The organism is Faecalicatena faecalis (genome assembly GCF_012524165.2).
GTDB lineage: Bacteria > Bacillota > Clostridia > Lachnospirales > Lachnospiraceae > Faecalicatena_A > Faecalicatena_A faecalis.
Genome location: NZ_JABACJ020000002.1, coordinates 145,858 through 169,145 on the forward strand (window position 1 = coordinate 145,858; position 23,288 = coordinate 169,145).

Below are 23,288 nucleotides of genomic sequence, written 5' to 3' on the forward strand. Positions count from 1 at the left end.
TCGCGGAACGAATGGGGTGCAACGACAGGTACGCAGACAGCGGGAAGTGTGTTCCACATTTTTCTCAGCGTCCCCCCCTCCATCCGTTCCACGGCTAAAGCGCGTCACTAGCGCCTCCTTCACTAACTTCCGATTTGTGCAGTTGGAGATTGAATTGCAGCCATTTTGTTTCATCCCCAAGCTCCATCCTGGCAGAGAGTTTTCCGCCCATCTCCTGTGCCAGATATTTTGCGATGGGAAGCCCAAGACCTGTGCTGCCCTCACTCCGGGAAGAATCGGCCGTGTAAAAACGGTCAAATAGAGCATCTACTTCATCCGCATTGAGACACTCAGTGTCATTTTCCATGAACACGGATACCTCCTTTTCATCCTCCCGAATACAAATCCTCAATTCATTTTGTGCATATCTGCCGGCATTCTGCAAAAGATTCAGGAATATTCGTTCCAGTGCTTCTTCATCTGCTAATACAAAAACTGCATTCTCAGGGATATCCAGATGAACCTCCAGTGATTTCCTTCTCAGCTCTTGATAGCTGTCCAGTACGGTCTCTCGCAATTGTCTGCAAATGTCTGTCCCAACCAGTTTCATCGGATAATCTCCTGCTGTCAATCTGGATAAATCATAAAACTGCGCAATCAATTTTTTTAAGGTACGTGCTTTTCTCTTAACAACGGTCAAAGACTCTCTGTCTTCATTAGACAGAGAGTTCTCATCAATCAGGTCCAAAAATCCCAGAATAGAGGTCAGCGGGGTCCGCAGGTCATGGCTGATATTTTCGATTTGTTTCTGCAAGGTATGCTCCTTCTCCTCATATTTCACACGTGTCCTTCGGATGTCCTCCAAATTTGCATTGATTTCCACCAGAAGACCTTCCATATCCGAATGCGGGCTGGGCAGCTTCACGATCCGATTCTGTTCCAGATCTTGGGAAATCTCATGCAGTTCTTTAGCCGAGTCTTTTACTGCCTTCTTCAACAACATGTAGCGTGTACAGGAATATGCTGCCAACACGCACAGAATCATGAATACCAGAAGTACCATATTTGCACACCCTCCCTTTCCTATTATCATGAGACACTATACCAATTCTTTTTTTCGAAATCCGATCCATCCAATCATATAAAAAACAATCATCCCGATGATTCCTGAAATCAGACATTTTGCCATTCCCTCAGGTGTATCCCACAACACCTGATAATGTGACATATTAGCGATCACTTCCATGTTCAGATAGTTCCGTGGCATCCATTCTGCCACCGGATTGAGCCAGTCAATCTTGAGCCCAAGAAAAAAGGTAATAATGGGCAGGAAGACAATAATGAACATCCACAACATCATTGCGATCATTTCTCTTTTTATCATACTCATAAGAGCTACAATTAAAATCACAGAGGCAAACGCCATTGGGAGGTTCGCTGCAATGCCGCGCAGCCGGTCCATAAGGGTCACTTCATCCGGTCCGGTCAAAATCAGGTAGGCACTTCCATAATAAAAGATCATGATTACCAGCATGCTCAAAAAGGAAGCTATAGAACAGACAATACATTTTCCAGTAAAGATCTGAACTCTTGTAATCCCAAAAGATACTGTATTCTTTAAAGTTCCATTCTTATGCTCATCCGAAATCAAAAATCCTGCCAGGAGCATTCCTGCAAAAAATAAGAATTCCATACTGCTTGTAAGCGTATTTAACGAAAATCTGATAGCACCATACGGAAAGTCAGGGGTAAACGTATGAAACAGATACAAAACACCATTCATTAAAACGGATAGCACCGCCAAAATCCCTGTAAATAAATATACCTCTTTCCCGTGGCTGACTCTGTATAATTCGCTCTTGATATAATTTAACATGATAATCGCCCCTTTTCTTTCAGATTCATATAGTACTCTTCCAGCATCATCTGCTTTTGAGCCAGCTTAAGGACACCGATTCCATTTTCGGAGGCCAGGGTGCTGTATGCATCCGGCGCCATTTCCGGATTCTTAATGCGGATGGTCGAATCAGGCAGTACCTGATATTGAATGTCCTTCCACCGTTTTTCCAGAAGCGCCGCAAAATGTTCCGGCTGTGTCACTGCAATGTCCAGATAGACCGCACACTGTTCATGCAGTTCCTCCGCAGTGATTTCTTTCAGCAGCCAGCCCTGGCTTAAAAATCCGTAAATCGTTGCAATCTGCTCCAATTCTGAAAGAATATGGCTGGAAATAATGATCGTTATGTTCTTTTCATGGTTCAGTCGTAATAACAGATTCCTCATCTCAATGATTCCGCTGGGGTCCAGTCCATTGATGGGTTCGTCCAGAATCAACAGCTCCGGTTCTCCTAAAAGTGCGATTCCCAGCCCAAGCCTCTGCTTCATTCCCAGGGAAAGGGTACCTGCCTTTCTCTTTCGTTTCTCCCAAAGACCTACTGTCTTTAAAACAGCTTCCACCTTTTCTTTCCCAGGGATTCCTTTCTGGATGCGGTAGTATTCCAGATTCTTTTCCACAGAAAGCTTTGGATAAAAGCCTGGCGTTTCTATAATCGCCCCCGTACGTTTTCGGTTCTTCTCAAGTTCTCTTTCCGCATAAGCATCGAACAGCCTTATCTCTCCACCGGACGGATAGATCTGACCTGTCAGGATTTTCAAAAAAGTCGTTTTTCCGGCCCCATTATCGCCGATCAGTCCGTAGATATCTCCCCTTTTTATGGTAATGTCCACATCCTTTAGTGCAACAACATCCCCAAACTTCTTTGTAAGGCTTCTGGATTCTATGACACATTCTCTCATTGTTTTCTTTCCTTTCCTAATTTCTTTCTGACAAAATGATTGTAACTGAAGCGTTTTTAATAAGTCTTCAAGAAAGTATAAAGAAATCATAAAGCTGAGCTATCATGTCATGCCATTTTAAATCCGATTCCCCAGACTGTTTTGATATACTCCTCACCCGCATCTGCCTCCGCCAGTTTTTTCCGCAGATTACTGACATGGACATTGACTGTATTATCCTCTCCATAATAACCGCCCTTCCAGACCTGCTCATAGAGACACTCACGGGAATAGACCTTTTCCGGGTCCTGCACTAACAGATAGAGAATATCATATTCATGCAGCGTCAGGGAAAGTTCTGTTCCATTTACAATTACCTTCCGGGATTTTGGAATGAGACGGAGCCTTTTGTAAATATACTCTCCGACTGAATGGTCTTCTTCTGACGCACCAGTATTTTTCCTTCCCTCACCTGCAAAATACCGCCTGAGTCCGGCATAAACTCTGGCCAGAACTTCCTCCGGCTCAAACGGCTTGGTCAAGTAATCATCCGCACCGCTTTTGAGCACCTCCACCTTCGTATCCAATGCCGCCTTCGCAGACAAGACTAAAATCGGGATATCCAGTCCCATCTCTCCCCTGATGACCGTGATCAGCTCTTCACCGCTCATTCCCGGCAGCATCAGGTCCAGTATCAAAAAATCAGGCGTTTCCATCTGAATCAGAAGCTTTGCCTCTGTTCCTGAAAACGCCTGGACTGTATCATAATGATTCTTCTCCAGAATCCTGCACAGCAGATGATTGATATCCGTATCATCCTCTGCAATCAGAATCTTATACTTATCCATATCCGTTTTCCTCCATACGGATGTTATTGTACACGATTCTCGCAAAGAAAGGAATACTTGATTTTCTTTTTTATCCCTGGTAGTTTCTATATTTTTTGTACCCCAAAAGTACACAGATGAATGCCGTGACCACTGCAATCATGATATGAAGTTGAATCTGGTCTGCGGTAAATGCATATCCCCAATTCATTTGTAAATAATAAGGCATGGAAACCATAAAGTGCCATATCACTTTTGTAAAGCCGACTCCAAAGATGTTCATAGGTGCGATTACCTTCATCCATACGTAAGGAATGATAAATACGGCAGCGGAGATGACCACTGATAAAAAGGCATTTTTAGAGGCCGAAGATACAGCCAGCACCAGTGCTGTAAGCAGTATCACTGCCGCCAGACCCAGGCCCATCATCAGCAGGAAAAATCCACTCACTGTCTTAGGACAATATCCAAAGATTGAAGGCCCTGTCAATAACACGGCGGAGGCATTCAGTCCCTGCGCCCCGAATATGACTCTGTAAAGCAGCCACATATATAGGACGACCAGACAGTAAGTCCCCGCTGCTGTAATCAGTGCGGCTGCCGTTTTCAACCAGATTCCTTTCTTCTTCCCGTGTTCTGTCGTTAGAAGGATATCCGCGGTATGCTGCGTGTACTCTTCTGAAAATACGGGGGCCATTCCTATGATCAGTATGATTAACATCAATAATGTCACCAGCGTCATTGTCTCCCGGAAATCCTCCCATCCATAAAGATAGTCAAACCTCAAATCTCCTTTCAGAAGGGGTGCTGCATTATTTTCCCATTCCTCTCCCTCAACAAACTTGATTTCGTTCGGATCATCTCCGTTCGTCTCCATGGTATTTGTCATCTTATCCGTGATGTACTCATTCCAAAAATTACCCACGAACTCATTCTTTTCTTCATTATAATAATAGAAGCCAAATCTATCATGAATCGCATTGACCATCTCTTCTGTAAACGGCCCGGCAAAATCCTTTGCCAGCTCCTGATCCTTTTTTATGCCCTCTTTCCCTATATATGTCTGTCCGTCGATTGTCGCGGAATACTCTTTTAACACGATTCCCATACGGAATGTCACAAATGCCAGCACAAGAACGATTCCACACCAGATGATCTTTCTTGAAGCTGTTTTACGGATTTCTTCACGCAAGATTTTCCACATTCTCAGCCGCCTCCTTAAAATAGTACAAGTATACATCCTCCAGCCTCGGTTCTGCCTGGACCGCCCCTTCCCAGGGACTATCGTCAGAAACGATCCGCAGGTATACCTTATCCTTTTCATTCCTCAAGTTGCTCACAGAATACATCTCATTAAGACGCTGCACCTCTTTTGGCAGGACCAGACACTCCCATACCTTGCCCTTGACACTTTCTGTCACCTCATATGAAGTCCCCTGCTCAACAATCTGCCCCTGTTTCATCAAAAGAATCTCATCGGCAATAAATTCCACATCTGATACGATATGTGTGGACAGAATCACGATCCGGTCTTTTGACATCGCACTGATGATGTTCCTGAAACGAATACGTTCCTTCGGATCAAGTCCTGAGGTCGGCTCATCCAAAAGCAGAATCTCCGGGTCGTTGAGCAACGCCTGTGCGATTCCCATCCTGCGGATCATCCCGCCTGAGAATGTCTTGATCTTCTGTTTCTGTACTCCTAAAAGTCCTACAAGCTGAAGAACCTCCTGCACTTTCTGTTCTGCCAGATCCTTCGGTACAGCCTTGCACGCTGCCAGATATTCCAGATACCGTTTTGCTGAAAAATCCGGGTAATATCCGAAATCCTGCGGTAAATATCCAAGGATATGGCGGAATTCCCCATCCATTTTTCTGATTTCTGTGCCATTACACAAGATTTCCCCTGATGTAGGCTTTAAAACACCACACAACATTCGAAGCAATGTCGTCTTCCCTGCGCCATTTGCCCCCAGGAATCCATAAATCCCCTCCTTCAAGGTCAAAGATACCTGATCCACGGCTATTTTATTTTGAAACTGTTTTGTCACTCTATCTAATTTTAATTCAGGCATAAGCCCTCACCTCCTTCAATTTTTCCAAATAGTCTGCGTACTTCCAAACACAGAACTACGATTCCAGCCAGGGCCGCGATTCCCCATGCAGGCAGATATATGACCGCGTATGCATTTTCAAGGAATGCCGGAAAAATTGCCGCCATCCCGCATATCACACCTGTAGTAAATCCACGCATACCGCTTTCCAGTCCTTTAGTCCTTCCACCAGCCCGCATAGAAGCCAGTAGATGTAGATATATAATATCCGACCATAAAAACGGTACGATGATATAGAGAAGGTATGCGCCTGTACCTCCCATGGCTCTATCCCCATAGAAAATCACGAATAATGCCAAAATAAAGCCATCTAAAATTCCAGCTTGAAGAATCTGGATACAGACCATCTGTTTCAGATTAAAATATAGAGTTTGTTCCAGCTCTGCCATATTCCTGGAAAATAGACTTCCTACACCGCTCAGGCAGATATTTGCTGCAAAAGCCATGAATGCAGACCCTAAAACAATAGACTCCACATCTTCCAGCTTTGATTTTTTCAGCGCCAAGCACAGGGCCAGGGCCAAAAGCAGAATTCCGCCCTGTATCAGCCTGTTCTGCCAGGTCTGATACCGCATCTGCTCTAGTATGCAGGCACCAAATGATGGGTAATATCTGATTTTCTTTTTCTTAACTGCCTGGGCAATCTCTGCCAAGCCTTCTTCTTTTCTTGATTCATCTAATTCAAATCGCCAGGAGGCTTCTATTTCAAAGCCACTGATTACTTCTTTTCTACTATTCATAAAAATCCTCCTTATGAAGCAGATTTTTCAATTTATCCAGCCCTTGATTGATTCTTGATTTGACCGCTGCACAGGATGCCCCTGTCATATGGGCAATCTCCCGGTTCTTATAACCGTAAAAATGATGAAGCACAACGGCTTCCCGCTGCATGGCCGGAAGCTTTAAAAGGGCCTCCGAAAGGACCTGGCTCTGCTCCATCCTGCCGATTCCCGCTGTATTTCCAGTTACTGTATCTGGTGCATTCCCTTTCGTATGATCCACACCTGCACATCCTGCAATTTCCTCTGTGTATTCCTGCCCCATACGTTTCCGGGCCGTTTCATGGAAATAAGTCCGGCAGAGATTCATTGCAATCGTAAGCAGATAGCCTTTTAAATTCCGATAGCGGTAACTGTCCACATACCGGATAAAACGGAGGAACGTTTCCTGTGCCAGATCATAAGCATCCTCCCGGTTTCCAGTCTGGTAAGCACAGAAATAATAAATATCATCATAATACTTGGCCGCGATCTCATTGAGATATTCCTTCTGACCATTCTGAATCCGTCGGATCAATTCGTTATCTTCCAAAACGCTCCTCCTTCCTGTTTCCTTTTTCGTCGTAAAGCGCCTTACACTAATATAACCCTTTCTCTTTAAAAAAGGATTTATATCTTTCAAAATTTCTTTCTATGAACAACAAGGGCAGAGCCGTGTAAGCTCTGCCCTGTTATTTCTTTTTTCATACTTGTGGTATATTAGCAATTCAATAAATAAACATTAATATCCGCCTTCTTTGCCTGGCTTGCCAGTGCTTTCACCGGCAAAGTATACTCTTTCCCATCCTTAATAAAATGAGTCCCGCACTGCCGGAATTCGAAATTGATTCCTGCATGGATACACTGCTGCCTGATATCCAATACCCATTCATAATCTAAAGGACGTGCATTGCGGTCAGACTCGCCTCCCACAACTACCAGCTCCACACCTTTTAGATAGGCCTCGATCTGCACCTTTCCAATCAATGGCTGGCAGATAATATTCTTATGACGAATCGGCAGCTTCGAAAAAATAGACAGCCTGTAATCTGCCATCTCCTGATTTTCCACCGTACATCCCACCGTCACATTTTCATAGCCTTCGCCCCAATCCTCTGGAATACAATCCATAAAACGCTCGATTCGTTTGGTCAGAAATAAAAAATGCAGATCTTTCCTTTCCCGAATCATATCCCAACACTCTTGCCGCCAAGGATCTGCATCCTCCACCAAAAAATCCGAAGAAAAACAAACATACACGGTCTGCCCTGCTTTCATCTTATACTCCCCTGATTTCTTCTTTTCCACAGGAGCATAAAATTTTTCTGTCTTTTTCACTTCATTTGTATCCATTCCTCTTTTGGCATCACCTTTATGGATATAACAATATTTACAGCCCTCGCTGTGCCGATGGCATCCCCGCCACGGATTCCATATCGCCATGATTCTACTCCTCTTCTCCCACATTCCTGCAGCGATTATTTTACAACTCCAGCCGAAGCTGATGATCCAGCCAGCTTTGCTGTTTTGCCTCATGGACCTGATCTTCTGGTTCTAACTTTCCGATCAGAAAGGGAGAACTCGGATCATGCAGCTTCTGATTCCTGCGCACCGCCTCGATATCTGTATTGGCATAACAATAGCGGCAGAAATGCCCGCATGTATCATACTGTCCGATATCACTGCCCAAACAGCAGGCACATTCACTGCGCAGGGGCTTTTTTCTGGGTGCATTCAGATGCCCGTGGAGCGCCTTTTCATAAGTCTCAATCGTCATACAGCCGCTGCAATCCGCACCGTAGGGGGCAAGCTCTTCCCCCTCAGCACAGGTCTTAATGGTCATACCATATTTTCTTGCAGTCTCAATCAATGCCTTTCCAATCCGAATCCGGTCTTTCTGCTCTACTCTGCGGACTTCCGGGAAATTGTGCCGCACCTTTTGATACAGATCAATAAAGCTGATCACACAAGTCTTCGTATATCCAGAAAGTTTTGCTGCCATCTGCTCAAAATCCGAGATATGCCGTTTTACCGAATAATTTTCCGTAATAAAAATGGGGTCGTAACGCCACCCCACGGAATCAACTCCTACGATTGATGATAACCTTTTGAAATCCTCAATTACAATCTCTTTGTCAGGAACATTCGGCTCAATCTCCCTGCCATAGGGAGTGATTGTAACAAACCAGTACTGCCCATATGGTTCCAACAGATCCAGATAGGGCAGCATAGGGCCCGGATTCTTCGTGCAGAAGCCAAGCAGGTCAACGACCTCTGGTGAAAGACGATACCTGGTCACAGAAACCGGATCATAGGGATTCCTGACATAGACAAAGCCCTCCCGAATCCTGTTGGCAAACCAAACGGGATAAAATGCCGGGATGTCCGTCCTCATACCTGTCTGAATAATCAAGCTATATTCCTCCTTATAGCAAACGCCCCCGCATCTTGCCCCAGAGGTGCGCCTGTACATATTCATATGCTCTGTCATAAATCCACAGACCGAGCTGCCCCGCTGCGATCACGCCGATCAGCCAGATACCCGGCAGGCTCTTTCCAAATAGTAACTGCTGGAAAAAGAGCAGCATAGGGATATACATCAGATTAAAGACTAAATACTTCAAAATCCAGAAAAGAACCTTCCTATTCACTGCTCCCGTCATCTTCCCAAGAAGCACAAAGGCCACCTCCACAGCAAGAATATAGAATCCCATCGCCGCGAAGGACAATACATAGAACTTATTCGGTGCTACAATAAATCCGAGCAGAATCGCTGCCAGATAAAAAGCAGCGCCTGTACGCAGCCCCATCTCCCGAATAATAATTCCCACAAAATAGGACGCCGCTGCTAATAAGAACAGGGTATTCGTCTCTATTACGCTTCCCAGAATCATACAGACAACGCTCAAAGCCAGGAGCAGGCCGCCAACGGCCATTTTTTTCGCATTTACATGCATGAGCAAAGATCTCCTCCCATACACTCACATAAAGAATCTGCACACCACAGATCACAACACAGATTTCCCGTACCACAGGATGAATTCCCTGTACCATAGCCTCCGCCGTAAGGATTATTACGATATCTCTGGCTGTTCCACTCCAACTGATTCAAAAGCTGGCGGTACTGCGGGTTATTTGGCTCCATGTTCACAGCCTGAGCCGCATGATCCTTGGCCAATATATTATTGCCGATTCCTGCATTGGCTGCCGCACTTAGGTAATACCACTGTGCATTCCTTCCCGGCATTCGATTCAAAAGGTTGAGTGCATCCTGAAAACGTCTGGAATTAATGTAATTATATACAGCCTGCACCTCTGCATCCGGTTGGTTTCCATTATAGCTGCTCTGCTGGTAGCCATATCCATAACCTGTGCTTTGCCCTGCATTATAACCGCCATAGCCGTTCTCTCTTTCCTTCATGATCACATCATAGGCTTCCTGCACTTCCTTGAACTTCTCTTCTGCCAGATCCGCCAATGGATTATTCACATTGGCATCTGGATGATACTTTCTTGTCAAATCTCGATAGGCTCTCTTTATCTCATCGTCCGATGCATTCGGAGATATGCCTAATACATCATATGGATTCTTTGTCATTATTTTTTTCCTCACTTTTCTTCTTTTGTTCCTGTATCCTTCGATAACGGGTCCACACACCATCATATAATATATTTCGTAGAATGTCCACATCTAAAAGACATGGAAGCCCCTCAAATTGGGCACTGCACTCTGCTATCATCATGCACAGCATCTCACGGCAGCGCTCCTCATAATCCGGCTTTTTGCTCAATTCCTTTAAGGGATTATATAAGCCTTCCTTCTGATCCATCTCCAAGTCCTCGTAAGCATCCATAAGATAGATGAACTTTCCCAAGAAAAATCCCATCTTCCTTAGTCTGCTCTCCCACTGATCCTCCTTACAGATAAGAAGTTCTCCCATCAGCCTGCCAAAGCATCCGGCTGTCTTATCGATATCCTGGGAATTCTCCTTTTCCAATGCGGTAAGCATCTTTAGCTCCTTTTGAATCACATGGCTCTGCCGCGGGTACTTCTGTATGATCTTCTTCACCCTGCGCCGCAGGGCATATGTCCCCACAAAACCGCTCACCTTCTTCTCATCCACCCAGTCATCCTTCATATGATAATAGGACAAAATCATATTCATGTCCGCTGCATACTCTGTCATCTGATTCTGAAGCATATTCTGCTTCTTCACCGGATGCACCTTGCAGCGGTGGGTGGAATGATTCGTCTCGCTCTCATACAGCGAAGTCAGCAGAATGACCACGAACGTCATATCATATGACAGCGTAAGCTGCCCCACACCACCATAACGCTCCTTTAATGTACGACACAGACCGCAGTAATAAGCCTTATATTTTCTTAAATCTTTCACCTTAAGTTCAGGTTCACTAATCGTCACATATCCAAACATAAATCTCCTGCGCAGTATATTGGAAAACAGTGGGCTCATGTCCTACAGTTCTCTATGATACCGCCTTCCTTTCACGGAATTTCCGATACTATCAGTCTCCATTTTATTTTTAAAATCATCCTTTGGAATTCTGCCCATACTGTAAGTGATTGAAAAATTTCAATCTACATATAGACTGTTTCCACTTGCTGACGTCCATTATAACATAAATTTAAAGTCAGTGAAATATCTCCCTGTATAAACTCTCTGTATAACTATACTTATTGGAACGCTATTTCCTATAGGGTATTTCATGTGTATTATTTTCATGATATAATGCTGATGATTTATGAAGGGAGTATCTACAATGAATTTAGACCATGCAAAAGAGATATTTGAAAATTATTTAGACTCTTACGATCGAGATGATGATAAAATCCGTTTGAAAATCGTGCATACTTACGGAGTCGTAGAACAAAGCAAAGAGATTGCCCGCAGGATGCATCTCTCTGATGAAGATTCCAGGCTTGCCCAGCTCATTGCACTCCTGCACGATATCGGGCGCTTCGAGCAGCTAAAGCAGTTTGACAGCTTTGAACCTGGAACCATTCATGGGGGCATCAGCAAAAACCATCGGCAGCCAACTGATTACCCTCTCTGTCTATGAAGATGTATTAAAAAACCGCTGTTTCCTCTCTAAAGACCGTATTACGCAGATGGATTACTGGGTATCTTACATCGCTTATTTCTATGATATCAATTTTAGAGAAAGTCTTGATATTATTGAAGAATAGGACTGGCTTTCCAGAATCATCCGCAGAATTCCATACACCAATCCGCAGACTGCAAGGCAGATGGAAGTAATAGAAAATCATATGAAAGAGTTCATCCATAATCAATACCAATAGCAAAATATTCTTACCTGCATATACCATCAATCCACTGGAACAGTTCTGCCAAATCATAATCTCCTGCATGTGGAACACCCCAAGGATATTTCAGTTCCACATCTACCCCTTTGAAATTTCCTGTGCAATCTCTGCCACCGCTGCCATGACTTCTGTGATCTGTGTTTCTGTGATGTCATCCATATGAAAACCGCCGCTGCATGAGACCACTGCATTTTTCTTCTTCGCAGTTTGTTCTGCCAGATAGCGGCATATTTTTTCATCCTTATGTCCTGTCAGATTGATGACTGAAGAGGTCACACTGACACTGCCATCCCCTGTCAGAGAAGGCCGGGGGACAGAAAGTACTGTGCAGCCAATATGCGGCTTTTCTCCACCTGTTGTAAGAATACTGTAATCCTCTCCGACCTTTGTAACCCTGACTCTTATCCTTGAAAAGGATAACTTCTTCTCATAAATCTCTTCACGGTCTATATTCCCGTCCATCTTTGATACTCCTTCACTTCGATTCCAAATGGCTCTAATAGTTTTGCAGCTATATGGACAATCATATCTTCTATGCTGTCCGGGCGATGATAAAATGTCATCATAGGCGGAATGATCCTCACCCGCGGCAGCATGGAAAGCTCGTGAAGATTCCGAAGATGAATCGGACTAAGTGGGGTCTCTCTCGCCGCCAATATAAGAGGACGCTGCTCCTTAATCGTAACATCTGCTGCTCGAAGTATGAGGTTCTGGGCAAAACCGCTGTGAATTCCAGCAATCGTCTTCATACTGCACGGTACGATCAACATTCCTTCTGTACAAAAGGATCCGCTTGCCGGTCCCGCTCCGATTTCATCCTCTTTTAACACCTCATCCGCAAGGGCAGAAATCTCTTCTACTGTATAATCTGTTTCCTGCAGCAGTGTTAACTTCGCACTCTCACTCATAATCAGCCAAGACTCATACTCCGGCTGTCTGCGGATGAGTTTCAGACACTCCGTCAGAATAGGAAGGCCGCTTGCTCCTGTCGCACCCACTATGATCCTCTTCTTTTCCATGATTTATTTCTCCCTCTGTCCCGTCCATTTTTCGGCATCCACTTCCAAAAACCGTGCCCGCACAAATCGATCCTTCTGGGAAAATGGAACTGTACAGTCAAAAATAGTCTTACAGGCAATCCCTTGATCCAGTATGCTGGCAGAATAGGACGGAGAGTTCGACGGGTCCAACGGATGACATCTGACGCCCGGAATCGTAATAATGTCCCTGTCTCCCTGGAATCTCGTATTCATCGCCCACAATACATCATCCATATCAAAACAATCCACATCCTCATCTACGAGAAAAATATGCTTCAGCTCACTGAATGCCGAAAAAGCCAGAAGTGCTGCCTGTCTCTGCCGCCCTTCATCACTGGCTGTCTTTTTCTGAAACTGCAGGACTGCCATATATTTTCCGCCTCCTGCAGACGAACAGTAGACATTTCTTAGTTTTCCGGGCATGGCCTTTTCCACCATGCCATAAATACTGGCTTCGGTGGGGATTCCTGCCATAGAAACATGCTCCTCACTGGGACCAATACAGGTCTGCATGATAGGGTCCTCCCGATGTGTCACCGCCTTCACCTTGATCAGCCAGCAATTTTCACTGGCAGGCCCGGTATATCCGGGAAACTCTGGCATCGCATATCCGGTATGGCTGTTCTGGTCCTCTTTTATGCGGACATGAGGCAGGACCTCGCCCTCAATAACATACTCTGCATTGGCAATCGCCCTCTGCTCCACGGTCAGACAATTGCATAATTCTACAGGTTCTTTCCTCAGCGCTCCTGCAACTGCCAGTTCATCATACCCGAACGGTGTTGTTGGCGGTTCAAAGCAAGAACCGATTTCAATCGCTGGGTCAACTCCAATACTGATGGAAACGGGGAGCTTCTGCCCTAATTCTTCGGCACGCTCTGCCATAGCACCAATATGCCTTGCCCCCGGGGTAAAAAAGATGGACAATTCATCCTTTCCCTGAATACACAAACGATGAATCGTCACATCACTCACCCCGGTATCTGGATGTGCTGCATAGCACATACCCAAGGTGATGTACGGCCCCGCATCGTCCGGCGTATTGGTCTGTGCCGGAACTAGCTTCGCCAGGTCAAAGCCTGGTTCATCTGCCCTATGGACCACCTGCTGGCAAAGTGCCGGACCCTTGATCAATACAGGAGGAACCGGATGATCCACACTCTTCCAGAGCAGCTTTCCCAGATTTTCAGGTTCCGTATCTAAGAGTGCCGCGACCCGCTTTCGGCTTGCCAGCACACCGATTGCTACTCTTTTTCCCGGATGTCCCTTCACATGATTAAAAATCATCGCCGGACCTTCCTTGGTCGGACGTTTGACTGTACCACCTGCCCCTACATAGCGATATACGCCGGATAATTCTGCACTGGGGTCTACCTCCACATTTGTCTCCAAAAGCTGCCCTGGCATATGCTCTAACCTTCTGAGCGCACTTCTCAAATCCCGGACCTTTATTTTCTCTGTTGTTTCCGTTTTTATCTTTGCTCTGGTCATTTTCTCGGTCATTTTATAAAACCTCCTTCTATTTTACGCTGTTCTTCTGTTCGAACTCTTACACTTATCTGAATTCAAAACATATCCTCCCAGCCAAAGTGGATATTCCTAATCCACTACGCTGCTTCCTTGGCTGGTAAATAAGTAAATTTCGTAAGTCAATTTTACTGTTAAAATTCTGCTGAATCAATTCGACTTATGGTATAATTAATTCCAGAATGGAATGAATACAAAGATGAACAGAAGTGAGGCATACATATGACTTTTGACCAGTTAAATTATTTTATCGCAGTTGTAGAGGAGAACACTTTTTTTGACGCGGCAGAGGCACTGCATATTTCCCAATCGTCTCTCTCAAAGCAAATCATAAAATTAGAAAAAGAGCTGGATATCACGCTCCTTGACCGCAGCCACCGAAGTGCCGTCCCCACCGAGGCTGGGCAGTTGTTTTATCAAGAAGCGTTCCAGCTTAGGAAGCAGTACGATCAGGCGATATCCAAGCTCCAAAATCTAAAAAAACAGCGGAATCATGAGTTGAGGATCGGCACACTGCCAATCCTGTCTCACTATCATCTGACTCCACTGCTAAAGCAGTATTCTGAACTCCATACAGATTTGATATTAAAAATTGATGAAGTAGAAGAAAAAGAATTGATATCCGGCTTTGAATCTGAAAAATATGACCTGGTAATTGCAAGAGAACATCTGTTGAACGGTCGTTCCTGTAAAATATTCACATTGACTGAAGATGAATTGACTGCCGTGCTTCCGCTCTCCCACCGTTATGCCGGGGCTGTCTCCGTGCGTCTTTTTGAGTTATCCCACGAGGACTTTATCTTGATGAACCCCTATACCTCGGTGTTTCAACTGTGTATGGAAGAGTTCGCAAGATATAGTCTCTCTCCTAATATCATCCGCAACGCCCGGGTGGAATCTATTCTCGGGGCAGTTGCTGTAAATGAGGGAATCAGCCTTCTTCCGAAAAGTAACTTCGAAATCTTTCAACCCAAAGGCGTAATTGCTGTACCACTCGCACCCCCGGTAAAACTGCCCGTGGTCGCTGCTCATCAGAAAAAAGGCAAACTCGGGCAGGACGTGGAGGGGTTTATCCGTTTCTTACAGACGGCATTAAGTCCTACTCAATACTCTTCAGCGCCTCCACTGGATCGATCCCATCGAGCACCCGGTTGGTGATCAGATCCACCATCAAAGCAAATCCAAAGGAAATTAACGCAGCAATCAAGTAACTCACTGGATGAATGGATACTGCAAAATGGATCGATGGCATCTTAAGTACATAGGTCAGACAGTTTCCCAATACATACCCCAGCGGAAGTCCTAAAAGTATCCCCAGTCCAGTCAGGATCAAGGTCTCTTTATTCACATAAAGATGTACTTCCCGGTCAAAAAATCCCAGCACCTTGATGGTCGCCAGTTCCCTTTCTCTTTCCGAAATATTGGTCGTCGACAAGGTAAACAGAACCACCAGCGCCAGCCCTGCTGCCATAAAGATGATGATGTAGACGACCATATTGATCATGCCAAAAGCGGTGGAAAATTCGCTCTTCATGGCCTGGGTACTGACCGCAGACAGGACGCCGTCCTCTCTGCCAAGCTCATCTGCGAAGCCCGCCTGATCTGTGCAGTCTTTTGACAGATCTGCCAGCACACCGTTTGGCTCATACTCTCCGAATAACTTTTCATATACTCTCTGCGTCATAAAGAGATTATTTCCCAGATAATTCTCCGTAAGCTCTGTAATCTCTGCTTTCCCTACTGTCAGCTCACTGTCCTGGATAGAAATCATTTCCCCTTTCGAAATATGCAGCACATCGGAGGCATTTCTCGTAATGATTACGCCTGTATCATCCAGTTTGATCTTTTTACCGTCCAGATTTTTCATCCCGATATATCCGTCCAGACTTCTTCCATCTGGAATGACGAACATCTGCACTTTTTCTTCTTTTCCATCCGAATTGATCAGCTTTACAGAGTCGATTCTGACATCCAGATAACGTGTCACTTCTTTCTTTTTCTCCAGATAAGACAGCAGCTTCTCATGATCCTGGGGAGTTGATACGGCCATCAAATCATATTGATAGATCTGTTCATATTGGTTCGGCATCAGGTCCGTAACAGAATCCTTGATCACCAGGCCGCATAGCACCAATGCGGTACACCCCATGATTCCAGCCGCAGTCATAAACAGCCGTTTTTTATACCGGAAAATATTTCTTGCTGTCACTTTATTTAAGAACGACATCCTTCTCCATACCGGTGTGATCCATTCCAGAAATACCCTGGAGCCCTTGCCAGGTGCCTTCGGGCGCATCAGAACTGCTGGTGTCTCTTTCAGCTCCGCACTGCATGCAATTGCAGAAGCCCCTACGATTCCCACAAGAAACAGCATTACACCGCCCACCCCATAAAGCACATCAAATTGAATCTCATAGGAAGGGAGTACATACATGGTCTGGAAAATGGTAAAAATAATTTTCGGCAGAACGATAAATCCACAGAGATTGCCCATAAATCCGCCCAATAGACAGGCAGCCAGTGAATATAACTCGTATTTCCTGCGAATCTCACTGTTCGTAAATCCCAATGCCTTATATGTTCCGATCAATCCCCGGTCTTCTTCCACCATACGGGTTATTGTAGTCAGACTGATCAGGATTGCAACAATAAAGAATACAATGGGAAATGCCGTCCCGATTGCTTCAATCGAGGAAGCATCACTTTTGATATTGGCATAGCCGCTTAAGGAGCTTCTGTCTGTAACATACCACTGGGCCATATCGATTTCTTCAATTTCTTCCCGGGCATCCTCCAGCTTTTCCTCTGCCTCGGAGCGCTTTTCCTCAAATTCTGCACGTCTTTCATCCAGTTCCTTCTGGCCATCCTCTAGTTTCTTCTGATTCTCATCCAGCTCCTGCTGGCCCTGAGCGATCTGATCTGCTGCATTTTCCTGCTGAGCGGCCAGTTCTGACGCCCCAGCTTCTAGCTGCCCGCGGCTTTCCTCCAGTGCTGCCTGCCCTTCCAAAAGCTGCTGTTTCCCCTCTGCAAGCTCTGTCTCCTTATCTGTAATTGTCTGATGCGCCTGACGAAACTGCTCCTTTGCCTGTGCCTGCCCTGCTTCCAACTGTTTTTCCTGCTCACCGATCTGAACCAGAGCTGCTTCCAACTGTTGTTTCTGCGCCTGAAGTGTATTTAATGTCTCTGTGTTCTGATCGATATTCGGATCCAGGAGACTCATTTGCTCCTCTAACTGGGCGATTCCTTCTTCTGTTTGACTCTTATGATTTGCCAGTTCTTCCTGTGCAGTCGAAAACTGCTCGGCAGCGGCCTGCTCTTTTTGCTCCAGTTCCTCCTTTGCTGCATTCAACTGATTCTCTCCGTCACTAATCTGCTGTGCGGATTCTTCCAGCCGCCTCTCCCCATCCGAAAGTGCAGCGCGTCCGTCCTCGATCTGCTGCCATGCATTCGCAATCTCTATCTGTGCCTGCATGGACTTCTCATTCAGCTCCTGTTGGCCATCCGCCAGTTTTTTTAGTCCATCATCTAACTCTTTTTGTGCATTCGCCAGCTTTTTCTCTGCTTCTGAGAACTGATCTTTCATCTCTTTTTCTTCATCGGACAGCTTCTGATACGCCTCACCCGTAATCTCATCATAACGCGCCTGTTCTCTCTGCTTTTTGATCTGAGCTTCGATTTTGTGAACAGTCTTCTTGATCAGACTTTCATATTCGGCTGTATAGCAGGAAATTTCCCTGCTGTTCTTCACGGTAAGGTAAACTGCAGTATACACATCCTTTTTCATTGATTCTGGTATTACAAAAAAAGTATAATCTGTCGCAGCAGTTGACCGAAAGGAAACGGCCCCATCCGGGCTGTTGATATCTGTAACATCTGTCACAATCGCCGTAATCTTATATGTGGTATCTCCATACTCCTCGATTGTTAACTCATCTCCGACAGACTTCCCCGAATTCTTTCTATATTTCTCGGTAACTGCAATCTCCTGCTTCTTTTCAGGAAGTGTCCCCTCTATAACATATGGAAGGTTCAAGCCGCCCTTTTGATATGACTTTAGTTCCACAGATTGTTTTTTACCCTCTGTTTTAACATGTACGGTCTCACTGTAAGCGCCCTCTGCCTCATCGATTTCCTTCATGGACTTTAATGCATCCACATCCGAATCCGTTAATCCCAGGGTGGATACGATGGAAATATCGAATAATTTCTGTTGATCAAAAAATCGATCCGCTGAGTAACGCAGGTCTACACAGGCTGCTTTCAGCCCCGACAACATCGTCACACCGAGGATGGTAATCAGCATAATCGAAAAAAATCTCTTTTTCCCTCTCTGCACAGTACGCCAGATATCTTTGTTAAATGCCTTCTTCATGATGATCCTATCCTTCCTTTCTACCTGACTGAACGTGAATTACCATTCTATCTGTCTGATTGGCGTAGGATGCGAATTGCAGGTAATCTCTGTCACTCTTCCATTCTTAAAACGAATCAGTCGATCCGCCATTGGTGCAAGTGCTGAATTATGTGTGATCAGAAGAACGGTGATATGATCTTTCCGGCATGTATCCTGTAACAGTTGTAATATCTGTTTTCCAGTCTCGTAATCCAGTGCTCCTGTGGGTTCATCACAGAGCAGCAGCTTAGGATTCTTCGCCACAGCCCTGGCAATAGATACACGCTGCTGTTCTCCCCCTGAGAGCTGTGCCGGAAAATTATTCTTCCGGTCTGATAAGCCTACCTTATCCAATGTCTCCGATGCATCCAGAGAATCCTTGCACACCTGAGCGGCAAGCTCCACATTCTCCTGGGCAGTCAAATTGGGGACCAAATTGTAGAACTGGAATACAAATCCGATATCCGTACGCCGGTAGCCGATCAGCTCCTTGTGATTATATTTTGTGATATCGCTCCCATCCACCAAAAGCTGCCCGGATGTGGCCGTATCCATTCCTCCCAGAATATTCAACGCGGTCGTCTTGCCCGCCCCGGATGAACCAAGTATAACGGCCAGTTCTCCCTCCGCAACGGTAAATGAAGCACGATCCAGTGCTTTGATCGTTGTCTCCCCCATTTTATATTCTTTCGTAATATCATTAAATTCGATGTATGCCATAGTGACTCTTGCTCCTTTTTTAATAAACACTCTGTTGACTGATTGAAGTATAACTCACATGAAAATTTTCATCAATAAACAATACCCAACAGATTGTTGAGTAAATACTTGGAAACGATATGACACTATGATATGATGGAAACATTGAATCGAATTGGGAATATTTACTTTGACTTTATCAGAGAAAGGAGTTCTTATGAAAAAACAACCGCTTATCACAGAACAGACAAAGGCAAACCTAAAGGCAGCCTTCTGGAAACTATATACAGAAAAACCAATTGAAAAAATATCCATCAAACAGATCACCGACCTGGCTGGATACAATCGTGGAACTTTCTACTTATATTATGAGGATGTTTATGATATCTTCCATCAGATTGAAGAGGAACTGCTGAATCAGATACAGAATATTATAGAAGGCTCCCTTTTGAACAACGAGACCTTCGACCTGTCCAGACAGATGGGCATTATCGTCGAACTGGTGCAGACACACTCCGATCACGTAGCATATCTGCTCAGCGAACATGGAGATCCACAGTTCACCAAGAGACTGAAAGAAATTATCTGGCCGCTGTTGAACCGTTATTTCGTGCCCTCCAAAGACCACTCTGAATATCAGATGGGACTGCTGGCAGAATTCTATCTGTCGGGAGTTCTGTCAGCAGTCATAAAATGGAATGACGACCCTAAGATGGATATCGATGAGTTCATCCACTTTATGGTTCGGAATATTTTTCCAGGAATGTAAAAGAGGATACCCACTCTTTAAAGCTGCAACCGAAGAATTCGCCGTATGTACCATACCGCCCCTATATACAAAGAAACATCTAAAAAAAAGAAGGTCCTTGTCCCGGATGCAATTAAGGTCGGGGAAAATCCCATAAGTATGCGGGTAGCAAATCCTGCGGAAAGAATCAGCAGTACAAGGACTGTCTCTTCGATTGACTGAAAGCTTCCACAAATTGCCACACCGATCATTAGAATGAGAATGGTATAAAGGATAATCTGGGGATACAATGGATGAGGCGGGGCCTCTGGAATTCCGTTCTCATACCAAACTCCTGCTGCCCTATCCCGAATCCTCGTTCCGAACAGAATATCCGGGAATTTGCCGGCCCAAATGCCCAGCCTTACGAAAAGCGGTATTGTACCACATATCGTGAACAGATTCACCTTCCGGTATTTTATCCACAACCACATACATAGAACCGTGATAAACATAAAAAATGGCAGTTCCCGGGAGCTAAAGAAATAACTCACGGTCGTGAACCATCCATTCCACAGCTTTTTTGGCTGCAGACAGTTCCCCAAAATCCTTCCAGTAGCTTGCCGTCTCCTGAATCAGCCGCGCACTATTCCCTTTACATGTCATAATAAAAACCAAAGAGAACATGCTAAGAAACATCTGAACAAAAAGAATGGGCTTCTGCTTCTTATTTTTCAGGAAATAAAGAAGCGCTATGAAGTAAAAACAGAATACTACTGCCGCTGTCTGCTCCATGTTACAGCCCACAATTGCTGCGGACCCAAATCCGATATAGTGATACCACCGGATTGATTTTTCCCGGTAAATCATCCCAAGAGGAATCAATGCAATCACCGCAGCCGCCAGCGCCCAGATATAATTAATTGCACCAGGCTGAATCCCGACCTCAATCAGTCCATCTATCGGAAAGCATAGAAGCATCAGGGAAATCACAGACGTTTCCAACCGCCTCCATCCAAACAATGTCCGCAGACCATACACTGTCCCTAGAATCATCAGACTGTCCAATATCGCAAATACCAGGTAAGGCAGTTTTAAGATCACATACAGCAGGCCTTCCAGGACGACTCTGCCTGACCATGTGTTCGCTCTCCATATCAAAAAGCCCATAAGACTATACTGCTTCACATTTTCCTGGAAAGCCAGGGTATCTGCCCTGTATTCCCGAACATGATAATGAAAAATCCCCAGGCCCAGGCACAATAAGAGCACGGCAGCCTTCTCAATTGTATTCGAATGCCGTAAACAAAAGTCTTGGGCTCTTTTTACGGTTCTCTTTAGTTCTTCCATCTAATCCAATTCCTCCTGTCTATTTCCATTATTTTATCCTTCAATTGAATAGATGGCAAGCCCCTTTGTTTAAAGAAATTCTTTCTTCCTGATTTTCTTTTTTATCACCACATTTGCAGGGAAGACATTTTTATTTCTAAAAATACAAAGAATGATTCCCAGAAGCACAAATGTGGTAATTGTTCCTGTTCCTCCATAAGTCAGAAACGGACAATAACCGTCTATCGGCAGCAGCCCAAGATTACCAGTCAGCCAGATCATAATCTGCACCAGGAACACAACACAACATCCGCTGCTTATCAGCATGCCTAATTGGCTGGTCTGCCTGATCGACTTTTGGAGCATATACACAAACAGACTTACAATAATTCCAATTGCAATTATGGCCACTGCCAGACCATAATAAATGCTCACATAAGAAAATAAATCACTTCCCGAATCCGGCCATTGTCCGATGATTTCCTTCCCAGTCTGATTGCCGCCGACCAAAAGACTATTTGACAGAGTTTCCCGGATAGCCATAACACGATAGGATGCCTCACCATTATATAAGGCAGTTATTCTTGCTTTTTGATAAGTCTCGCCAAAGAAATACAGACCCAACATAGGGATAGCTGCAACACTGCTCCATATCACACATAACGAGATTCTTGTCGATACCTGAAACCACTGTCTCTTGATTGCAATGCTTAAACATACCATGCACATTACGAACAGGGCCGCTGCTGTAATCAAATTAGGCATATACCATGCACATAAAATCGGAGGGATGGTCCAAATAATCCCCATGATGATTCCCTTTCTTTTCGTTCCTTTATACTGGTATAGAACAGCACAATACAATGGGATCGTCAAAAGAATCAGTTGACTGAGGTTCATACTTCCCAGGAAAGGAATATACAAGAACTGATGGCTTCCATTGACCATAGGATTAAAAAATAACTCCGAGCAAAACGTAAAAAATGAAAACAACAACAATAATTCCTTTGACCATTTTGCAATTTTAGTATAATCAATATAACACACAGCAATCATAATTCCATAACCAACAAGGCAGAACAACATCTGTCTCAGGGATGAGGGCCATATCATTGTCTGCAGGATGAATGAGGCTATACTAATCACACCAATGATGATGATTGTCTTCCAGGGCATCCGTGGTCTATGGATCGCATCGAGTTCTGCGCCTACTACTACTGGATCACCCATTTCCCGAATTGCAGAAAGCTCCGCTTCCTTTTCTGACATGCCAGAAGATAGATAATCTGCCTTTTGATCGCTGATATGAGCATCCAATTCATCAAGGATTCCCGGGAGCGCTCGCTTACATCGTATTTGTTCACTTACCTGCTCTATATAGTCACGCTTTTCCATATAGCTCACCTCCTAACACATAAGCTACCGCCTTCGTGTATTCGTCCCATTCCTTTTTCTTTTCATGCAGTTGTTTTTTTCCGCTGCTGGTAATTCTGTAATACTTTCGTGTTTTACCTAATACCTCTTTCTCATATGACTCTACGTAACCTTTGCTCTCAAAATTATGCAGTAAGGGATACAATGTACCTGCTTTTAGCTCAAATACATTGTTCGATCTTTCTCTCAATGCTTCAATCATCTCATATCCATACATATCCTGATTTTCTAACAAATTCAAGAGAAGCATGGACGTACTTCCTGATATTAAACTTTTATCAATTGACATCTCGTCCCTCCTTATATAGATATTCTATATATCGATTATCTATATAATAT

Annotated in this window: 26 protein-coding genes; 3 read left to right on the plus strand and 23 right to left on the minus strand. The window is 44.6% G+C overall.

The features are described from left to right. Positions 1-94: 94 nt before the first annotated feature. From HGO97_RS03320 to HGO97_RS03380, 13 genes are all read right to left on the minus strand, one after another. Complete coding sequence (locus HGO97_RS03320; protein WP_216239410.1) at positions 95-1,072, minus strand: sensor histidine kinase; 978 nt, start codon at positions 1,070-1,072, stop codon at positions 95-97. Positions 1,073-1,078: 6 nt separating this feature from the next. Further along, positions 1,079-1,855 carry an ABC transporter permease gene (locus HGO97_RS03325; protein ID WP_216239411.1) on the minus strand — a complete coding sequence of 259 codons (777 nt, stop codon included), beginning with the start codon at positions 1,853-1,855 and terminating at the stop codon, positions 1,079-1,081. Next, positions 1,849-2,775: an ABC transporter ATP-binding protein gene (locus HGO97_RS03330; RefSeq protein WP_216239412.1), complete on the minus strand. Its 927-nt coding sequence runs from the start codon at positions 2,773-2,775 to the stop codon at positions 1,849-1,851. The genes HGO97_RS03325 and HGO97_RS03330 overlap by 7 nt, the downstream gene beginning before the upstream one ends. Positions 2,776-2,882: 107 nt before the next feature. After that, the gene (locus HGO97_RS03335; protein WP_216239414.1) at positions 2,883-3,602 is read right to left on the minus strand and encodes a response regulator transcription factor; all 720 of its coding nucleotides are present in this window, start codon (positions 3,600-3,602) and stop codon (positions 2,883-2,885) included. 70 nt (positions 3,603-3,672) lie between these two features. Further along, positions 3,673-4,785: an ABC transporter permease subunit gene (locus HGO97_RS03340; protein WP_216239417.1), complete on the minus strand. Its 1,113-nt coding sequence runs from the start codon at positions 4,783-4,785 to the stop codon at positions 3,673-3,675. After that, positions 4,766-5,656: an ABC transporter ATP-binding protein gene (locus HGO97_RS03345; RefSeq protein WP_216239419.1), complete on the minus strand. Its 891-nt coding sequence runs from the start codon at positions 5,654-5,656 to the stop codon at positions 4,766-4,768. The genes HGO97_RS03340 and HGO97_RS03345 overlap by 20 nt, the downstream gene beginning before the upstream one ends. After that, a complete protein-coding gene (locus HGO97_RS03350; protein WP_216239421.1) occupies positions 5,644-6,435 on the minus strand; it encodes a hypothetical protein in 792 nt (263 codons plus the stop codon). The genes HGO97_RS03345 and HGO97_RS03350 overlap by 13 nt, the downstream gene beginning before the upstream one ends. After that, positions 6,428-7,006, minus strand: coding sequence for an RNA polymerase sigma factor (locus HGO97_RS03355; protein WP_216239422.1), 579 nt, complete (start codon positions 7,004-7,006; stop codon positions 6,428-6,430). The genes HGO97_RS03350 and HGO97_RS03355 overlap by 8 nt, the downstream gene beginning before the upstream one ends. A gap of 167 nt (positions 7,007-7,173) precedes the next feature. Further along, complete coding sequence (locus HGO97_RS03360; protein WP_216239423.1) at positions 7,174-7,896, minus strand: DUF5131 family protein; 723 nt, start codon at positions 7,894-7,896, stop codon at positions 7,174-7,176. Between the two features lie 40 nt (positions 7,897-7,936). Beyond that, complete coding sequence (locus HGO97_RS03365; RefSeq protein WP_216239425.1) at positions 7,937-8,866, minus strand: DUF1848 domain-containing protein; 930 nt, start codon at positions 8,864-8,866, stop codon at positions 7,937-7,939. A 13-nt stretch (positions 8,867-8,879) separates the two neighbouring features. Continuing rightward, positions 8,880-9,410, minus strand: a complete 531-nt coding sequence (locus HGO97_RS03370; protein WP_216239427.1) for a hypothetical protein — start codon at positions 9,408-9,410, stop codon at positions 8,880-8,882. After that, on the minus strand, positions 9,401-10,051 hold the full coding sequence (locus HGO97_RS03375) for a J domain-containing protein (RefSeq protein WP_216239430.1): 651 nt from the start codon (positions 10,049-10,051) through the stop codon (positions 9,401-9,403). Before HGO97_RS03375 ends, HGO97_RS03370 begins: the two co-directional genes overlap by 10 nt. Beyond that, the gene (locus tag HGO97_RS03380) at positions 10,032-10,889 is read right to left on the minus strand and encodes a DUF5685 family protein (RefSeq protein ID WP_216239432.1); all 858 of its coding nucleotides are present in this window, start codon (positions 10,887-10,889) and stop codon (positions 10,032-10,034) included. The genes HGO97_RS03375 and HGO97_RS03380 overlap by 20 nt, the downstream gene beginning before the upstream one ends. Positions 10,890-11,235: 346 nt before the next feature. Between HGO97_RS03380 and HGO97_RS24140 the strand changes: the two genes are divergently transcribed. Further along, a complete protein-coding gene (locus HGO97_RS24140) occupies positions 11,236-11,535 on the plus strand; it encodes an HD domain-containing protein (RefSeq protein WP_330654156.1) in 300 nt (99 codons plus the stop codon). A 7-nt stretch (positions 11,536-11,542) separates the two neighbouring features. Here HGO97_RS24140 and HGO97_RS24145 read toward each other — a convergent pair whose 3' ends face one another. The 4 genes from HGO97_RS24145 to HGO97_RS03400 are packed head-to-tail and all read right to left on the minus strand — an operon-like array spanning position 11,543 to position 14,343. After that, positions 11,543-11,845: a hypothetical protein gene (locus tag HGO97_RS24145; RefSeq protein WP_330654157.1), complete on the minus strand. Its 303-nt coding sequence runs from the start codon at positions 11,843-11,845 to the stop codon at positions 11,543-11,545. Positions 11,846-11,878: 33 nt separating this feature from the next. Next, positions 11,879-12,262, minus strand: a complete 384-nt coding sequence (lpdD, locus tag HGO97_RS03390) for a prenylated flavin chaperone LpdD (protein ID WP_246597274.1) — start codon at positions 12,260-12,262, stop codon at positions 11,879-11,881. Next, a complete protein-coding gene (locus tag HGO97_RS03395) occupies positions 12,247-12,819 on the minus strand; it encodes a UbiX family flavin prenyltransferase (RefSeq protein ID WP_216239434.1) in 573 nt (190 codons plus the stop codon). Before HGO97_RS03395 ends, lpdD begins: the two co-directional genes overlap by 16 nt. Before the next feature lie 3 nt (positions 12,820-12,822). Next, complete coding sequence (locus HGO97_RS03400; protein WP_246597275.1) at positions 12,823-14,343, minus strand: UbiD family decarboxylase; 1,521 nt, start codon at positions 14,341-14,343, stop codon at positions 12,823-12,825. Positions 14,344-14,589: 246 nt separating this feature from the next. Here HGO97_RS03400 and HGO97_RS03405 point away from each other — a divergent pair, with 246 nt between their 5' ends. Beyond that, entirely contained in the window at positions 14,590-15,525 is a 936-nt protein-coding gene (locus HGO97_RS03405) for a LysR family transcriptional regulator (RefSeq protein ID WP_216239436.1), read from the plus strand. Here HGO97_RS03405 and HGO97_RS03410 read toward each other — a convergent pair. Further along, complete coding sequence (locus tag HGO97_RS03410) at positions 15,467-18,739, minus strand: FtsX-like permease family protein (RefSeq protein ID WP_216239438.1); 3,273 nt, start codon at positions 18,737-18,739, stop codon at positions 15,467-15,469. The two genes, HGO97_RS03405 and HGO97_RS03410, sit on opposite strands and share 59 nt — an antisense overlap. Before the next feature lie 39 nt (positions 18,740-18,778). After that, the gene (locus HGO97_RS03415) at positions 18,779-19,480 is read right to left on the minus strand and encodes an ABC transporter ATP-binding protein (protein ID WP_216239444.1); all 702 of its coding nucleotides are present in this window, start codon (positions 19,478-19,480) and stop codon (positions 18,779-18,781) included. 196 nt (positions 19,481-19,676) lie between these two features. On the opposite strand from HGO97_RS03415, the gene HGO97_RS03420 reads away from it, so the two are divergent. Further along, positions 19,677-20,228: a TetR/AcrR family transcriptional regulator gene (locus HGO97_RS03420; protein WP_216239446.1), complete on the plus strand. Its 552-nt coding sequence runs from the start codon at positions 19,677-19,679 to the stop codon at positions 20,226-20,228. Between the two features lie 17 nt (positions 20,229-20,245). On the opposite strand, the gene HGO97_RS03425 is transcribed toward HGO97_RS03420, so the two are convergent. The 4 genes from HGO97_RS03425 to HGO97_RS03440 form a co-directional block, all read right to left on the minus strand. Then, positions 20,246-20,740, minus strand: coding sequence for a hypothetical protein (locus HGO97_RS03425; RefSeq protein WP_216239448.1), 495 nt, complete (start codon positions 20,738-20,740; stop codon positions 20,246-20,248). After that, entirely contained in the window at positions 20,724-21,536 is an 813-nt protein-coding gene (locus tag HGO97_RS03430; protein WP_216239450.1) for a DUF6056 family protein, read from the minus strand. Before HGO97_RS03430 ends, HGO97_RS03425 begins: the two co-directional genes overlap by 17 nt. 69 nt (positions 21,537-21,605) lie before the next feature. Then, positions 21,606-22,910: an FtsW/RodA/SpoVE family cell cycle protein gene (locus HGO97_RS03435; protein ID WP_216239452.1), complete on the minus strand. Its 1,305-nt coding sequence runs from the start codon at positions 22,908-22,910 to the stop codon at positions 21,606-21,608. Beyond that, positions 22,897-23,238 (minus strand): PadR family transcriptional regulator, encoded by a 342-nt coding sequence (locus HGO97_RS03440; protein WP_216239454.1) that lies wholly within the window; start codon positions 23,236-23,238, stop codon positions 22,897-22,899. Before HGO97_RS03440 ends, HGO97_RS03435 begins: the two co-directional genes overlap by 14 nt. Positions 23,239-23,288 lie beyond the last annotated feature (50 nt).

Bases quoted from the DNA above. Each gene is read 5' to 3' on its own strand.
- HGO97_RS03440 (WP_216239454.1), bottom strand. From the start codon at position 23,238: ATGTCAATTGATAAAAGTTTAATATCAGGAAGTACGTCCATGCTTCTC.
- HGO97_RS03325 (WP_216239411.1), bottom strand. From the start codon at position 1,855: ATGTTAAATTATATCAAGAGCGAATTATACAGAGTCAGCCACGGGAAA.
- lpdD (WP_246597274.1), bottom strand. From the start codon at position 12,262: ATGGACGGGAATATAGACCGTGAAGAGATTTATGAGAAGAAGTTATCC.
- HGO97_RS24140 (WP_330654156.1), top strand. From the start codon at position 11,236: ATGAATTTAGACCATGCAAAAGAGATATTTGAAAATTATTTAGACTCT.
- HGO97_RS03430 (WP_216239450.1), bottom strand. From the start codon at position 21,536: ATGGAAGAACTAAAGAGAACCGTAAAAAGAGCCCAAGACTTTTGTTTA.
- HGO97_RS03345 (WP_216239419.1), bottom strand. From the start codon at position 5,656: ATGCCTGAATTAAAATTAGATAGAGTGACAAAACAGTTTCAAAATAAA.
- HGO97_RS03405 (WP_216239436.1), top strand. From the start codon at position 14,590: ATGACTTTTGACCAGTTAAATTATTTTATCGCAGTTGTAGAGGAGAAC.
- HGO97_RS03375 (WP_216239430.1), bottom strand. From the start codon at position 10,051: ATGACAAAGAATCCATATGATGTATTAGGCATATCTCCGAATGCATCG.
- HGO97_RS03415 (WP_216239444.1), bottom strand. From the start codon at position 19,480: ATGGCATACATCGAATTTAATGATATTACGAAAGAATATAAAATGGGG.
- HGO97_RS03340 (WP_216239417.1), bottom strand. From the start codon at position 4,785: ATGTGGAAAATCTTGCGTGAAGAAATCCGTAAAACAGCTTCAAGAAAG.
- HGO97_RS03330 (WP_216239412.1), bottom strand. From the start codon at position 2,775: ATGAGAGAATGTGTCATAGAATCCAGAAGCCTTACAAAGAAGTTTGGG.
- HGO97_RS03410 (WP_216239438.1), bottom strand. From the start codon at position 18,739: ATGAAGAAGGCATTTAACAAAGATATCTGGCGTACTGTGCAGAGAGGG.
- HGO97_RS03380 (WP_216239432.1), bottom strand. From the start codon at position 10,889: ATGTTTGGATATGTGACGATTAGTGAACCTGAACTTAAGGTGAAAGAT.
- HGO97_RS03435 (WP_216239452.1), bottom strand. From the start codon at position 22,910: ATGGAAAAGCGTGACTATATAGAGCAGGTAAGTGAACAAATACGATGT.
- HGO97_RS03400 (WP_246597275.1), bottom strand. From the start codon at position 14,343: ATGACCGAGAAAATGACCAGAGCAAAGATAAAAACGGAAACAACAGAG.
- HGO97_RS03350 (WP_216239421.1), bottom strand. From the start codon at position 6,435: ATGAATAGTAGAAAAGAAGTAATCAGTGGCTTTGAAATAGAAGCCTCC.
- HGO97_RS03335 (WP_216239414.1), bottom strand. From the start codon at position 3,602: ATGGATAAGTATAAGATTCTGATTGCAGAGGATGATACGGATATCAAT.
- HGO97_RS03370 (WP_216239427.1), bottom strand. From the start codon at position 9,410: ATGCATGTAAATGCGAAAAAAATGGCCGTTGGCGGCCTGCTCCTGGCT.
- HGO97_RS03320 (WP_216239410.1), bottom strand. From the start codon at position 1,072: ATGATAATAGGAAAGGGAGGGTGTGCAAATATGGTACTTCTGGTATTC.
- HGO97_RS03395 (WP_216239434.1), bottom strand. From the start codon at position 12,819: ATGGAAAAGAAGAGGATCATAGTGGGTGCGACAGGAGCAAGCGGCCTT.
- HGO97_RS24145 (WP_330654157.1), bottom strand. From the start codon at position 11,845: ATGCAGGAGATTATGATTTGGCAGAACTGTTCCAGTGGATTGATGGTA.
- HGO97_RS03360 (WP_216239423.1), bottom strand. From the start codon at position 7,896: ATGGCGATATGGAATCCGTGGCGGGGATGCCATCGGCACAGCGAGGGC.
- HGO97_RS03420 (WP_216239446.1), top strand. From the start codon at position 19,677: ATGAAAAAACAACCGCTTATCACAGAACAGACAAAGGCAAACCTAAAG.